At 66.1% G+C, this 15547-nt stretch carries 3 protein-coding genes; 1 reads left to right on the plus strand and 2 read right to left on the minus strand.

Translation table 11 applies throughout. From position 1 onward, the window contains the following. The first annotated feature begins 247 nt into the window (after nucleotides 1-247). Nucleotides 248-3730, plus strand: coding sequence for a Rib/alpha-like domain-containing protein (locus HWX32_RS01040; protein ID WP_175934384.1), 3483 nt, complete (start codon nucleotides 248-250; stop codon nucleotides 3728-3730). Between the two features lie 124 nt (nucleotides 3731-3854). Here HWX32_RS01040 and HWX32_RS01045 read toward each other — a convergent pair whose 3' ends face one another. Both HWX32_RS01045 and HWX32_RS01050 read right to left on the minus strand, forming a co-directional pair. Next, nucleotides 3855-4601 carry a hypothetical protein gene (locus tag HWX32_RS01045; RefSeq protein ID WP_175934385.1) on the minus strand — a complete coding sequence of 249 codons (747 nt, stop codon included), beginning with the start codon at nucleotides 4599-4601 and terminating at the stop codon, nucleotides 3855-3857. Between the two features lie 186 nt (nucleotides 4602-4787). Further along, nucleotides 4788-15386: an Ig-like domain-containing protein gene (locus HWX32_RS01050; protein ID WP_175934386.1), complete on the minus strand. Its 10599-nt coding sequence runs from the start codon at nucleotides 15384-15386 to the stop codon at nucleotides 4788-4790. Between the last annotated feature and the right edge of the window lie 161 nt (nucleotides 15387-15547).

Here is a 15547-nt window from a genome sequence, read left to right on the forward strand (position 1 = left end):
GGGGTTAATCTGCGGCTGGAATTAATGAGCTGGTTTCTGAGAGTTCACTAAAGATGCAGCTCGAGCCCGCCGCTCCCGGATGGCCAAATTTAATTCCGGGTGAACACCCAGTTACATCTTCGTGTTCTGTTGTCAAATCCGGCCGTTGGTGCTGGTTGTACGGCTTATTGGCGTATCGGTGAGCGGGGATTTTTTATAAGCTCCAAACTGGTATTTACCCGCCTCCCAGGAATTCAAGGAGTTCCCAATGTCCACAAAGAAATCCACCTCCGTGCTGTCCAAGGCGGCCATCATCGCCTTGGCAGCCGGCATGGTCGCTGTCCCGCAGGCGAACGCTGAGACCAAGACGAACCTCGACCAGCCGTTGGCGTGCAACCTGCAGTTGAAGGATCCGGGGAGGATCCCTGCTGGTCAGGCCGATGGTGTTCAAGGCGTGTACAACGCGGCGAACCCGACTTACAACAACTTCAAAATCAAACTCGCTGAGACCTCGGCTCCTGACACTGTGGAGCAGGGCAAAGAGTTTGACTACGTGATCAACGCGGGCACCATTGGTGTTCCGGCTCAGATCAACGCGTTTGTGACTGCGAATGTTTCCAAGGTGAGCCAGCTCAACCTGTGGTACGAGTTGCCGGAAAACGCTGAGTACGTCAGCCACACCCAAGAGGGTGGCCAAGCGGGTATCAAGGTGGAGAAGGACGGCAACAGGCTCCGCATTTGGGTCCCTGCACCTGAGAAGGGCAGCGTCGATGTCACCCAGTGGTCGAAGAACACCCGTGGCGCTTACGCGCACGGTGGTGCTGAGGCGACTAAGGCGGGAAGCCTCTTCAACATTGACATCCCGAAGGTGACCGTGAAGCTAAAGGCGACCGGTGAGCCGGGCTCGACGATCCAGCCGGGTTTCCCGAAGGTCGACGCGGCCCAGTTCGGCTCGGATCTGCCGATCCAGTTCTACGCAGACGCCTCGGCCAAATTCTTGTGGTCCAACATCACCGCCAACGGCTTCATCCGCTGTGGCCTCTCCGAGGACGACACGTACTGGCCGGGGGAAAAGAACGGCACCAACCTCCCGTCGACGAAGTTCTCCGCGGTGACGATCACCGAGGCGAAGAAGACCGAGGCCGAGACCACCACCCCGACTGCGAAGGCCCCGGTGACCATCACCAAGGGCGACAAGCTGCCTGATGCCAAGGCTCAGCTCAACGGGGTTCCGGCGAACGCTACCGCGAAGTGGACCACGAACCACACGGAGATCGGCGACAACCAGCCGGGCGAGATCCAGGTGACCTACGCTGACGGTTCCACCGACACCGTGAAGATCACCGTGAATGTGAAGCGCGCACTGACCCAGGCTGAGAAGTACGAGCCGAAGGCAAAGACGGACAAGATCGTCTACTACCAGGACCAGAAGTTGGGTGAGGGCGAGTTCGCTGCGAAGGCAAGCGTCGCCAATGTTGCGGATCTGCCGGCAGACGCGAAGTACGACTGGAAGTACCCGGCGAACAAGATCGGTGAGAACCTCACCGGCACGATTGTCGTGACATACTCGGATGGTTCGGTCGACGAGGTCACCCGCCCGGTCGCTGTCCGCCCGGCTCGCACCCAGGCGGATTTTAACGATCCGCAGCCGATCGTTGATCCGCGCCTGAAGTGGACGCTCGGCGACCCGAAGCCGCCGGCGTCCGAGCGCGTCGAGGGCTTCAACGAGCTTCCGGAGGGAACGACCGCTGAGTGGACCTCCGAGGTTGGCAAGGTGGGCGAGAACCTCACCGGCATCATCACCGTGACCTACCCGGACGGCTCCACGGATGAGGTCCGCCTCCCGGTTGACGTCTCTGCCCCGTACGCGCCGCAGGCGAACGCGAACCCGACTGAGGTGACTGTCGGCGCAACCGTTGCTGACGAGGACGCAAAGGCTCAGATCGCGAACGCTGAGCAGGCTCCGGACGGCACCACCTTCACCTGGAAGACCAAGCCGGCCACCACGGAGGCTGGCGACGTCACCGGCGTTGTGACCGTCAAGGTCCCGAACAGGGACGCCGTCGACGTTGAGGTGCACTACACCGTCATCGCTGAGGGCGACGACACTTGGCGTCCGCAGGTGACCACTGAGGTCACTGAGGTCAAGCGGGATGCCGAGATTGCTGATGACGATGCCAAGGACCTGGTGAACAACCTGAATGAAGCCCCGGAGGGTGCAACGGTCGCCTGGAAGACCAAGCCGGACACCTCTAAGGCTGGTGCAACCACCGGTGTCATCACCATCACCGTCGGTGAGGGGGAGAACGCCACGTCTGTCGACCGCACCGTGCGTTACACCGTCACCGAGACCTACGCACCGGAGGCGAAGGAAGATCTCACGGTTGAGATCGACACCGAGATCGACGACGACGCAGCTGCGGCGATTGCCAACGTTGCTGGGGCACCGTACGGCACCACCTACGAGTGGGTTACGAAGCCGGACACCACCAAGGTTGGTGAGACCACCGGTACCGTGAAGGTTTCCGTCCCGGGCCAAGGCGACACTGTCACCTCGGTGAATGTCGAGGTTACCTACCAGGTCACCTCCTCCTTCGCGCCGAAGAAGAACGACACCCCGGCCGACGTGGTTTACAGCACCGACACCGACAAGTGGGGTGCGGACGAGGCTGCCGCCCAGATCCAGAACCGTATCGAGGCGCCGGCTGGTACCACCTACGAGTGGGTCACGAAGCCGGACACCACCAAGGAAGGCAAGCAGGCCGGCCAGATCAAGGTGACCGTCCCGGGCCACACCGATGAGGAGAAGAAGACCTTCACGGTTGACGTTGAGGTCAACGTCACCGACGCTCCGGTGGAGATTGTGCCGTTCAAGCCGGTGGCGGCTGAGGGGCTCAAAGCGATGCAGGGTCAGGAGATCGACGCCCGCGAGTCCATCGCGAACAAGGATGACGCTCCGGAGGGCACGACCTTCACCTGGAAGGAAAAGCCCGACACCCAGATCCCGGGTGAGGGCAAGAAGGGCACCGTGATCGTGAAGGAACCGGGCCAGGACCCGGTCGAGGTTGAGATCACCTACACCATCGAAGAGCGCAAGGTCGAAACCCCGGCCCCGGAGAACCCGACCCCGGAGAACCCGACCCCGGAGAACCCGACCCCGGAGAACCCGACCCCGGAGAACCCGGCCCCGACCCCGGAGATCCAGGACGGCAAGCTCAAGTTCACGAATGACGACGGCGCCAGCATCTTCAAGCCCGGTTCGCAGATCAACCTCGTGCGCGAGGACGGCCAGAAGGTGACCGTGATTGCCGACGAGAACGGTGCTTTCCCGGTCCCGGAGGGGCTTGCCAACGTCCAGACCGTCACCTTCTCCGGCCCGGGCAACTTCGAGGAAGTGACCTACACGGTTGACCTGGAGAAGAAGACTGTCAAGAAGAACATGACCACCGCGCAGATCGCTGGCACCGTCATCGGTGCAGTGCTGGGCACGGTTGGCCTGTTGGGCTCGGTTGTGCAGCTGTCGGGCATCGCGAAGTTCAACACTGATCTGCAGAAGCAGCTGGGCATCTACAACCCGCAGATTGCCAAGCAGGTTGAGCAGGCGATGCCGGCGGTCAGCGGCGTGCTGGGCCTGGCCGGCCTCGGTCTGGTCATCGGTCTGTTCGTCCCCAAGAGCGGCGACAAGGTGAACGTGAAGCTGGGCGAGACTGAGTTCAGGTTCGCGGGCTACACCTTCCCGAAGAACCAGTAGCACCGCGCGCTAAAGGGCCCGGGTTCGCAGCGAACCCAGGCCCTTTTCGCATTTGCTTGGCGACGAAAAACCGGCCCGGCCCATCAACGGGCCGGGCCGGTGCTGTTCTTCCAGCGGGCGGCGCCTACGCGGTGTCGCTGGCGGCGTTCTTTTCCACGGTGATCTCCACGTTGGCGTCCTTCAGCGCCTTCACCAAGCCTGCGATGGCGCCCGCCAGGCCGGCTGCGCCGATCACGCCGCCGGCTACGGGCAGGGCGTTCTCCACGGCGGAAACAACCTGCGGGTTGTAAATCCCCAGCGACTTCTGGGTGGCGGTGATCATCTGCTCCAGCGCCGGGATGTGCGTCTGGCTGCCGACGAGCACGGCCAGGCTCACCACGGCACCGATAATCGGCCCGGCGAGATCGCCCGCGGTGACGTCCCCGCTGACGGTGCTGCCGCCGGGGCGGGTTTGCTGCGCGACGGTGAACGCGTACGGAGCCGACTGCGCACCGGTCTTGCCCTCGCTCAGCACGGCGGCTTGGACCACGTACTCGCCGGCGTTTGCGAAGGTGTGGTTGAACGTGGCCTTGCCGTCGTCGATGGGTGCCTGCTGGCGGACGATCTCGGTGACCGTTTCGCCGTCCGCGGCCTTCGCGGTGACGACGAAGAGGACTTCACCCGGGACATTGGGAAGCACTGTCGCGGTGAAGACGGATTCGCTGCCGGCGGGCTTTGCGTCCACCGTCACCCAGCCCGGGATCGGGCGGGAATCGGCTGCGACGATGTGGTCGGGCTGCGCCGGGGCGGCCGTGGCGGTGATCGGTGCGGCGGCGGCCGCTATTGCGGTCAAACCGGCGATTGCGGTGCGGTACGGGAAACGCTGGGACATGGGGGGACCTCTCGCTGGGGGAATGTGGGGTGACTCAGAAGCGACAGGCCACTGGGTACACCCCATTTTTAGCAGCTCACGGCACGTTCCGCGCGCCGAAGAACCGGCGGGGTGGAGGCTTTCCCAGGGACGCGGAAAACGCCGCCTCCCCAGCCGTGGGAAGGCGGCGTTTCGCCTGGTCAGATGCTAGTAGCGGATGCCGTACTGGGCCAGGAAGTCGCGCACCTGCGGCAGGTTCAGGATGATGGAACCCACACCCGCCAGGCTCGCCAGAACGGCCAGCACGATGCCGGTGATGATCCACGGGCGGTTCGGCCCGTCGATGCTGGAGCCGTCCTCGCCTTCGCTGCTTAGCGACGATCCCTTGCCGGCGCCGCCGGTCTCCTCGGCCGCCACCGTGAGGGTGTACGGCTCGGATAGTTCACCGGTCGGTTCGCCCCGGCCGTCGAGAAGCTGCGCCTGCAACGCGTAGGCTCCCGGCTTGTCGAAGGTGTGCTTGAGCTCGGCCACCCCGTCGATGACGGTGCCGGTGCCGACGATCCTGCCGTCGGTGAGCACGAAGCGGACCTTCTGGCTGTTCTCAGCGCCCGGCACCTTCGCCTTGAGCGTGACCGGCTTGCCGGTCTGCGCGGCGGCGGAATCGGCGCTTTCGATCACCGGCTTCACCGTCGCCGGCGGCTGCTGCTCCTGCTCATCCTGCTCCTCCGGCTTTGCGGCGACGGTGACTTCGAGGGTCTGGCTGGACGGCTTGAACGCCGCGGCGTCGTTCGGGATGAACTCGCCGCGCAGGTCGTGCGTGCCCTCCGCTAGGCGCAGCGGGATTTCGGCGCGCCCGCCTATCACCTCGGCGGAGCCGAGTAGCTCGCGGTCTGTGCCGTAGATCTCCACCAGGCCGGTTTCCGCGTTGGCCACGGTGGCGAAGATCGTGGTGTCCTTGTCCGCCGTGGGGTTTTCCTCCGCGGTGAGCGTGAGCGAGGTGTCCACGGCGTCGGGGGTCTTGATCTTCACCTTCACGGTGCCGGTGTTTTCTGACGGGTCGAACCCGGTGCCCGCCTCCGGGACGAACCGCACGTTCACCGTGCGCTCCTCAATCGGGGACTCGAACTGGATGCCCTTGATCACCGCGGTGCCGTTGAGCACGTCGGCTTCGCGCTCGCGGATCTCGCCGGTGTCCGGGTGCTTGTCCCAGAACACGACCTTGCCCTTCGCGTTGACCGGGGTGACACGCGCGGTGAGGTCGCCCGGCACGCCCGCTACGAAGGTCTGGCCTTCGGTGACGGTCACGGTGGAGGCGGTGTTCACCGCCGCGATCTTCACCGGGGCGGAAGCGCCCGCGTTGTACACGGCGTTTTCGGCAGGCACGTAGCGCGCCTGGATTTCGGTTTCGCCCTGCGCCGGGGTGATGGTGGCGGTGGCGCGGCCGTTGTCCAGCGGTGCCTCGGCGAGCTTCTCGCCGCCGGCGGTGTAGAACTCCACCGTGCCCGGCGCGAGCTGCGGCGTCACCGTCGCGGTAAGTGTGAGGGGCTCACCGGCGGTCACTGGGCCGTCGATAGTGTTCAGTGCGACCTTCGCGTCCTCCTTCATCATCGCCTTGATCGGTTCGGACTTGGAGCCTTTGAGGTCCGCGCCGTCCGCCGGGGTGTACACCGCGACCACGTCGCGCTGGCCCGGGATGACGAACGAGTAGGTCGTCTCGGCCTTGCCACCTGCGGCTTCGGCTTCGCCCATCTTGTAGTCGTTGGAGTAGAACTCCACTGTGCCGCCGGTGACCGGGTTGCCCTCGGCGTCGGTGATGGTTGCGGTGTAGGTGTACGGCGTGCCGGTCTTGCCCTCAGCAGGACCTTCGATGGTGGTTTCGGTGCTCTTGCTTATCGACGGCTTCGGCGCCACCGTCACCGTCTTCGTTGCGGAGGTGGACGGTGTGTACGCGTTGAGGTCCGTCGGGGTGAACTCCGCGCGGACGACGTAGGTGCCCTCGGCAGCCACACCGGTCACGGACGGGGTGGTGTTGGTGCCGTCGACCTCGACGATGCCGATCTCGGTGTCCTTGCCGTCCACCGCCACCACGAAGCGGACCTTGCCCGGAATGTTGCGCGGGATGGTGGCGGTGACCGTCGCCGGGTCGTCGGTCTTGAGGTCGCTCGGTACCTCGATCTCAATCGACGTCTCTTCGGCCGGCGCGGCAACCTCGACGGTGCCGGTGGTCTCCTCGGCCTGGTAGGTGTCGCTGTCCGGTGTGAAGACCACGCGGATCTCCTTGGCCGGGTCTGCCTCGCCGATGGTGACGTTCTCCACCGTCGCCGCGCCGTTGTTCACCGCGGCTTTGCCCAGGGACGTCGTGCCGTCGAACAGCTCGACCGTGCCGGCCGCGTTGTTCGGGTTCACCCGGACGGTCAGAGCGCCGGTCTGGCCGGCGGTGAGCGACTGGCCGTCGACAAGCGATGCCTGCGCGGTGCGCGCCGAGGCCTTCACGGTGACGGCCTCGGCGCTTGCCGACGCCCCCGTGGCCGCGTCCTGCGGCACGAAGCGGGCTTCGATCGTGCGCTCGTTGAGGTCCTGCGGCGTGAAGCGGTAGGTCGCCTTGCCCTGGGAGACGCCGCCCTCGCCGAGCTTGACCGGGTTCGCGGCGTCGGTGACGTCGTAGAACTCGACCTTGCCTTGCGCGAGCTGCGGGGTGACGGTGGCGGTGAGGGTGACCGGGGTGCCCACCGTCGGCCGCGGGTTGTTCACCGCGAGCTTCGTGGTGGAGGCCTCCTTGATCACCAGGGTGGCCTCGCCGGACTTCGCCGGGTTGTAGCGCGAGTCGGTGGCCGGGACGTATTCCGCGACAACCTTCTTGGGGCCGCTGAGTGTGAACCGCTGGTCCGGCAGGCTCGCCTCGCCCTGGGCGTCCACGTCTGCGGTGCCCTGCACAGCACCGTTGACGATGAAGCGGACCTTGCCGTAGGCGACGTTGCCGTCGCCCTCTTTCGGCGCCACCTTCGCGGTGAGGGTGAGTGGCTCGCCCTTCGCGCCCTCGGTCGGGCCGGTGTAGGTCACCGCAGAGTCCACGGTGCCGGCGGCGACGGTGAGGGTGTGGTCCGCGGTGGAGCGCGACGCCACGAACTCGCTGGTGTTGTCCGGGGTGAACTCGGCGCGGATGGAGTGCTCGCCCTCCGCGAAGCGCTTGGTCAGCTTCGCTTCGCCGTTGTCGACGGTGGCCGAGCCGATCTCGGTATCGCCCTCGTAGAAACGGACGGTTCCGGCGGCGGCCGGGTCGACCGTGGCGGTGACGGTTGCATCTTCCAGCGCGGTGGCGGCCTGCGGGCCGGACAGCGTTAGCGTCGTGTCCTGCGCCGCCTTGGCGACGGTGACGGTGCCGGTGGCCTCGCTCGCGGAGTACTTCGAGTCCGCGGCCGGGGTGAACTTCGCCTTCACGGTGGCGGTGCCGTCGGTAGCGAACTTCGCGTTCGCCAAGGTGGCGACACCGTCGGTGACCTCGACCGGGCCGCCGATCGGTGCGGGCACGGTACGGCTCATGTCGAGGAACTGGACGGTGCCCTTCGCGTCGGCAGGCGTGACGCGCGCGGTGAGTGGGCCCTCCTCGCCGGCGGTGAAGGCCTGGCCGTCCACGACTGCGACGGCGGAGCCGATCTTCTGCGGGGTGACAGTGGTGCGCCCCTTCGAAGCCGCGTACTCGCCGCCGTCCGCAGGGGTGAAGCGGGCCTCGTACACGCGTGCCGTGGTGCCCTCCGGGGTGACGGAGGCGGTGGCGCGGCCGTTGTTCACGTCCGCCTCGCCGACCTTGGCCGGGTTGGTGGCGTCCGTGACGTCGAAGAACTCAACCTTGCCGCCAGCCAGCGACGGGTTCACGTTCGCGGTCAGGGTGACCGGGGTGCCCACCTGCGGCTTCGCGTTTGAGGCGCTCAGGGTGGTGGTGGTCTTGGCGGCGACCTTCATCTCGCCCTCGCCCGTCGCCGGGGCGAGCTTGGAGCCGTCCGCCGGGATGTACTCCAGTTCCACGCGGACAGTGCCGGCGTTGTTGAAGGTCTTGTCGTAGAAGGCCTCGCCGTTGTCATTGACGTTGCGAAGCGGATCGAGCCGGACACCGTCGACAATGAAGCGCACCTGGCCGCCGCTGACCGGGTTGCCGTCGGCATCGGTGACCTTCGCCACCAGGTTCGGCTTCTCGCCGGCGACGATGTTGAACGGACCGTCGAACGCGATGGTCGTCGGTGCCAACGCCGGGGTGATGGTCACCGTGTGGTTCGCAGTGCTTGACGACGGGTTGTAGGCCGCCACATCGTTTGGCAAGAACTCCGCACGGATCTGGTGCTCGCCCGGGGTGAGCGTGTCGATGTCCAGCGTGGCGGTGGTGCTGTCCGCCGCGACCTCCGCGGTGCCGAGCTCGTTGTCGCCCTCGAGGAAACGCACGGTGCCGGCCGCCGCGGCCGGGTCGACGGTGGCGGAAAGGGTGACGTTCTCGCCTTCCTTGCCGGTGGCCGGGCCGGAGACCGCGACGGTGGTGTCCTCCGCGGGCTTCACCACGTTGATGGTGCCGGTGCCTTCGGATTCTTTGTAGACGGTTTCGCCGGACGGGGTGAACACGGCGCGGACAGCCTTGTCGCCGGCCTCGTTCAGCGCGACGTTGTCCACCGTGGCCACGCCGTTGGCGACGTCTGCGGTGCCGAGGGAGGTGGCACCGTCGAAAAGCGCGACTGTGCCGTCGATGCCGCCCGGAACCACGCGGACGGTCACCGAACCCGGCTCGCCGGCGGTGAGCGCCTGGCCCTCGGGGATGGTGACCTGCGCGGAGATCTTCTGCGCGGCGACGGTGACCGGCTGGCTCTGCGACGCAGCGTACTCCGGCTTCTCCGGCGCGAAGCGGGCCTCGAACCGGCGGGCGCCGATGGCGGTTGGCGTGTACTGCGTTGAGGCCCTGCCGTTCAGCGGGGTGACGGCTGCGGCGTCGCCCACCTGGACCGCGTTGTCCGGGTCGGTGACATCCCAGAAGGTGACGGTGCCGTTCTGCAGCGGGGAGACGGCTGCGGTGAGCGTGACCGGGGTGTTCACATCCGGGGTGGCGGTGGAGGCAGACAGCGTGGTTGTGGTTGCCTTCGCGGTGATCTCGAAGGTGGCGTCCTCGGTGGAGACGGAGCCGTTGAACTTCGAGCCGTCCGCCGGGATGTATTCCAGCTTCAGCGTGTGCTTGCCCGGCGCGGCGAAGGTTTTGTCGAAGGTGGCGATACCGTCTTTCACCGGCTGCGGGGTGAGCTCGGTGCCGTCGAGTGTGAACTTCACTTGGCCGCCGTTGACGGGGTTGCCGTCGGCGTCCTTGACCTCGGCCTTCATGTAGTGCTTAGCGCCGGCCTGGTTGGTGGTGTTTCCGATAGACGCCACGGTGGTGTCGATCTTGGCCACCGAGATGGTCAGGTTGTGCGCGTCGGAGACCGGGGACTCGTTGAAGTACGCGTCCTCGCTGGTGACCGCCGGGAAGAACTTCGCGGTGATCGCGTGGTTGCCTTCGGCGAACTTCTGCGTGAGCGTGGCCTCGCCGTTGACGACGTTTTGCGCCTGGCCGATTTCGGTGCCGTTGTCATAGAACTGCACCGTGCCTTCGGCGTTGATCGGGGCGACGCGGGCGGTGAGGGTGGCCTCGTTATCGGTGGTCTCGGTGGCCGGGCCGGAGACGGTGACGGTGGTGTCGGCCGCCACCTTGGCCGCGTTCACGGTGACGGTGCCGGTGTTCTCGGAGGCGGCCAGGTTGGAGCCAGCCGCCGGGGTGAACACGACGCGGATGGTCGTGTTATCTGCAGCGTCGGCGAAGGTCGGGTTGACGGTCGCGACGCCGTCGGTGACTGCTGCAGAGCCGAGGGACTGGTCGCCGTCGAAGAACTCGACGGTGCCGTTCGCGCCCTCGGGTGCAACGCGGGCCGACAGCGGGCCCTGCTTCCCGGCGGTGAAAACCTGCCCCTCGCCGAGCGCGACGTCGGACTTCACGTTGACCGTGGCCACGTGGTCGGACGCCGTACCGGACGGGGTGAACTCCGCCGGGTTTGCCGGGATGAACTCGGCGCGGATGGTGTGGGTGCCGGCGGCAAAGGTCTGCTTGAGCGTCGCCTTGCCGTTTGCCACATCGACGGTGGCGAGCTCGGAGGTGTTCCCGTTCGCCACCTCGAGGAAGCGCACCTGGCCAGCCGCGCCAGCGGGCGCGACGGTGACGGTCACGTTGGACTCGCCGCCCTCGGTCACGGTAGAGGTTGGGGCGTCGAACGTGAGCGTGGTGTTCTCCGCGGCCTTGGCCACGGCAACCTTGCCGGTGGACTCGGAGGCCGCGTAGTTCGTGCCCGGAGTCGGGGTGAACTTCACCTTGATGCTCTTGTCGCCCGCGGAACTGAAGGTGACGCCGTTCAGCGTCGCCACGCCATCCACAACGTCGGCCTCCCCCTTCGGCACAGCCACGTTGGTGCTCATGTCGAGGAACTGGACCCTACCCGTCGCGCCGGCCGGGGCGACGGTTGCCGAAAGGGCGCCTGCCTCGCCGACGGTGAACGCCTGGTTCGGGGCGAGGGTTATCGTCGAACCGATGGCCTGCGGGGTGAGCGTGAGCACCGTGCTCTTCGAACCCGCGTAGGTGCGCTGGTCGGCAGCCGGGGTGAAGCGGGCCTCGTACTTGCGCTGCGAGAGGTCCTCCGGCGTGACGGTGAAGGTGGCGTTACCGCCGGACACGTCCTTGGTCTCGCCGACCTTGGTGCCTTCGTTGCTCGCGGTGACGTCGTAAAGCTCGATGGTGCCCTTCGCAAGCTGCGGGTTCACCGCGGCGGTGAGGGTGACCGGGGTGCCCACCGTGGGCTTGGTCGTCTGCGCGGTGAGCGTGGTCGTGGTTGCCGCCTGGATTGCGATCTCCACTGGGGCGGTGCTTGACGACGGTGCGTAGTTGGAGCCCGCCGCCGGAATGTACTGCAGCTCGAGCTTGTACACCTCCGCTTTGCTGCGCGTCTGGTCGTAGAGCGCCTTGCCCGCGACGGTCTTGCCGATCGGCTGGTCGCCCTTCAGCGGCTGGCCGTTGACAATGAAGCGGACGGAGCCGTCGGTGATCACGTTGCCGTCGGCGTCCTTGACCTCGGCGAGCATGTTGATCTTCTGGCCGGCCGGGCTCTGGGTCGGGCCGACGTACTCGATCACCGTGGCGGTCTTCTTCTGGTTCACCGTCACCGTGTGGGTGCCGGAGGTGACGGAGGCGTTGAACGCGGCCGAGTCCGCAGGGATGAACTCGGCGCGGATTTCGTGGGTGCCGGGCGCCATGTTCTCCACGGCGAGGGATGCCTGGCCGTCCGCGAGGGCAACCGTGCCCAGCTCGTTCGTGCCCTCGAGGAAGCGGACCTGGCCGGCCGCGTCGCCCGGGGTGACAGTCGCGTTCAGCGTGACGGTTTCGCCCTCGGTCTTGGCGGTGTCGCCGCCGAGCGTGATCGTGGTGTCCGCAGCCGGGAAGGCCACGGTCACGGTGCCGTCGCCCTCGCTTGCGGCGAAGTTCGAGCCGGCGGCCGGAGTGAATTTGGCGGTGATGGCCTTGTCGCCGCCATTGGGGAAGGTGACGTTCTTCGTTGCCACGCCGTTGTTCACATCGGCGGTGCCCAGGGAGTCGGCGCCGTTGAAGAACTCGACGGTGCCCTTCGCGTTGTTCGGGGTGATGCGCGCGGTGAGGGCGCCCTCGGTGCCTGCGGTGAAGGACTGGCCCTCCGGAACCGTGACGGTGGTGGCAAGCGCCTGCGGGCTCACGGTGATCGGATCGCTCGTGGCCGGCAGGTTGATCGCGCGCGACGGCACGAAGCGGGCCTCGATCGTCTTGTCGCCGAGGGTGGACGGGGTGTACGCCCGCAGTTCAGCCTTGCCGTTGGAGCCAGCGGCCTCGCCAAGCTTCTGCGGGTTAGCGGCATCGGTGACGTCCCAGAATTCGAACTTGCCGGCGGCCAGCGCCGGGGTGTAGCGGGCCGTGAGCGTGATTGGGGTGCCCACGGTCGGGGCGGGATTCGAGGCCTGAAGGCTCAGCGTCGTGGTGGCCTTGATCAACACGTCCGTCCCGGTGGAGGACGACGGGTTGAACAGCGTCCCCTCAGCCGGCACGAACTCGGCGACGGCGTTTTGCGTGCCGCTCTGCGTGAAGGTGTGCTCGGTCTCGGCGATGCCCTGCCCGTCGACGGCCACACCCTGCGCGAGCACCGTGTTACCTACGCGGAAGGTGACCGTGCCCTTCGCCGCCTCCGTGCCGGATACCGGGGCGACCTGCGCCTTCAGCGTGACTGGCTTGTTCTGCTCGCCCTCGGTGGCGCCGGTGTAGGTCGTGGTGGTGTCCACGCGCGCCGGGGCCACGTTGAGCACGTGGTCCGTGGTGGTCGCGGAGGCGTTGAACGCATCCGGTTGCGCCGGGATGAACTCGGCGCGGATGGTGTGGGTGCCCGGGGTCCAAGAACGCGTGAGCTCTGCCTTGCCGTCAGCGACGGTGATGGTGGCCAGCTCGTTGCCTCCCTCCAGGAAGCGCACGGTACCGGCCGCGCCCTGTGGCGTGACGGTCGCGGTGATGGTGACGTCCTGCGCCTCGGGCGCGTCGGTCGCGCCCGACAGGGTCACGGTCGTGTCCTGAGCCGCCTGGGTGACAGTGACGGTGCCGCTGCCGGTGTTCTCAGCGAAGTTCGAGTTCTCCGCCGGGATGAACTTCGCGGTGATCTCCGGGGTGCCGGCGTCGGCGAAGGTGACGTCGTCAAGCGTTGCGATGCCCTGCTTCACCTCAGCGGTGCCCAGCACCCGGTTCCCGTCGGAGAATTCGACGGTGCCCTCGGCGTTGGTCGGGGAGACGGAGGCCGTCAGCGCGCCGGGCTGGCCGGTGGTGAAGGTCTGGTTCGGGTCCACCGTGACGGCGACGTCGTACTTCTTCGCGGTGACAGTGATCGCTTCGCTTGTCGACGGCTTGTTCACGTTCCCCGTCGGCACAAACCGCGCCTCGATCGTGTGGGCCTGAGTGTCGTTCGGGGTGTAGCGCGTGGACGCACTACCGTTGGCGCCTGTGGCCTCACCGATCTTTACCGGGTTTTCGGTGTCGGTGATATCCCAGAACTCGACCTTTCCGGCCGCGAGAGGCGGGGTGAAGGTGGCGTTCAAGTCGATCGGGGTGTTCACCGTCGGGTTGGCGTTCGATGCCGCGAGCTGCACGGTGGTTTCAGCGGTGATGAGGACATCGACCGCCTGAGCCTGCGACGCGTTCAGGTTGGAACCGTCTGCGGGGACGTACTCGGCGACAACGTTCTGCGTGCCGCCGAGGGTGAACGTGTGGGTGGTGGTTGCGACGCCGTTGACCACGGGCGCTTTAGCAACGACCGTGTTACCGACGCGGAAATGCACCTCGCCTTCCTCGACGGTAGCGGGGGAACCGAGCGCCGCGACTGGGTCCACGGTGGCCTTCAGCGTGACCGGCGTGCCCTTCGCGCCGTTGACGTCGCCGGTGTAGGCCGTGACCGTGTTGAACTGGCTGGCGTTGACCGTGAGCGCGTGGTTCGCGGTGGTTGCGGACGCGTTGTACTGCAGCGGGTCCGCCGGGGTGAACTCGGCCCGGATGTCGTACGTGCCCGTCTGGAAGGTGCGCTTGAGTTCAGCCTTGCCGTCCTTTACCGCAACCAGAGTGTCGGTGAGCGGGGTATTGCCGTCAAAGAAACGAACGGTGCCGTCGGCGACCGGGGTGCCGTTCGCGGTCACATCGGCCGTGATGGTGACCTCGTCCTTGTCTGTGGCGGTGTTGACGCCGCTAAGGGTGATCGTGGTGTCCGCTGCCGCCTGGTCAGGGCGGGGGATGCGGTCCGGGATGGGCTGCGGGGCGATGCGGAACGCGGCCTCGTCCATGCGCTCGAGGACGTGGGTGTTACTACCGTACTTGTAAGACGCGTACTGTGGCACGTATACACCTGGGGTGGTGGGCGCTACGAACGAACCCTGCAGGATATACTTGGTGCCGTTTCCGGCTGCGTACGTCCTCGGGTGCTGGCCACCTACGTAACCGCGGGTAACGGGCGGGTACTTACCGGTGCCCCAGCTCGGGTGTTCGAATCTGCGTCCGGTATTCAAGTTACGTTGGGTCCCTGTGCCAGTACCGACACCGATAACGTTGAACCCCTCGTCAATCCGCGAGAACGCTTTGTACTGTTCGTTTGAGGGGGGATTGAAGCCGACCTCGTAAATCTGGCTTGGACCATCGTTGACGGTCATCGTGCCACGCAGGGTGTATTGAGACCCTGGGGTGATTAGCACTGGGTTTTCCAAACTTGATGTCGCGATATCGGTAGGGGTCTGTCCAATACCGAATCCAGAGTAAAGGTCGTAGTCTCTATCGTTCACGACAATCGACTTGTCCATCACCGGCGTGGTGAACGTCGCCGCGCCGTCCGGGTTCGGGTTGTAGTTCTCGCCGTCGATGTAACGGGCGGTTACGGTGTGGGGTGCGCCTGCGGTGCCGTAGGTGGTCGGCGTGATGTTCTGGGCGGCCTGGCCCGATTGGTCTACGTCGACAGGCGTGCCAACGGGCACACCATTAAGGTAGAACTGCACCCGCCCGGTGGACACTCCTGGGACGGTGGCGGTGAAGGTTCCTTGCGTGTTGATACCGAGGTCGGCCGGGCCATCAACACTGACTGCGGCAGCCGCCGCATTCGCTACGGCCGCGGAGATTCCGGGCAGATCAACGGGGGAAATGATCGGGGCGGTTACCGCAAGTGCGGTGAGGCCAGCGATAGCGGTACGGAATGGGAAACGTTTAGCCATGAGGGCACCTCGGGGGAGTGTGAGATCACCGGCAGCGCAGGTGAGAGGCGGAAACAGACAAGGGTTGCGTGATGAGCTTAGGACGGAAAAGGGTTTCGCTCACCTGCAAGAAAAGTTTTGACCTGCGGGTATCCAAGTGTTTGTCAGATGTTCAGCTGGGG

The sequence above is a fragment of the Corynebacterium sp. Marseille-P4321 genome (genome assembly GCF_903645305.1).
Taxonomy (GTDB): Bacteria; Actinomycetota; Actinomycetes; order Mycobacteriales; family Mycobacteriaceae; genus Corynebacterium.

Excerpts from the sequence above, each read along its gene's own strand:
- HWX32_RS01050 (WP_175934386.1), bottom strand. The coding sequence starts at position 15,386 with ATGGCTAAACGTTTCCCATTCCGTACCGCTATCGCTGGCCTCACCGCA.
- HWX32_RS01045 (WP_175934385.1), bottom strand. The coding sequence starts at position 4,601 with ATGTCCCAGCGTTTCCCGTACCGCACCGCAATCGCCGGTTTGACCGCA.
- HWX32_RS01040 (WP_175934384.1), top strand. The coding sequence starts at position 248 with ATGTCCACAAAGAAATCCACCTCCGTGCTGTCCAAGGCGGCCATCATC.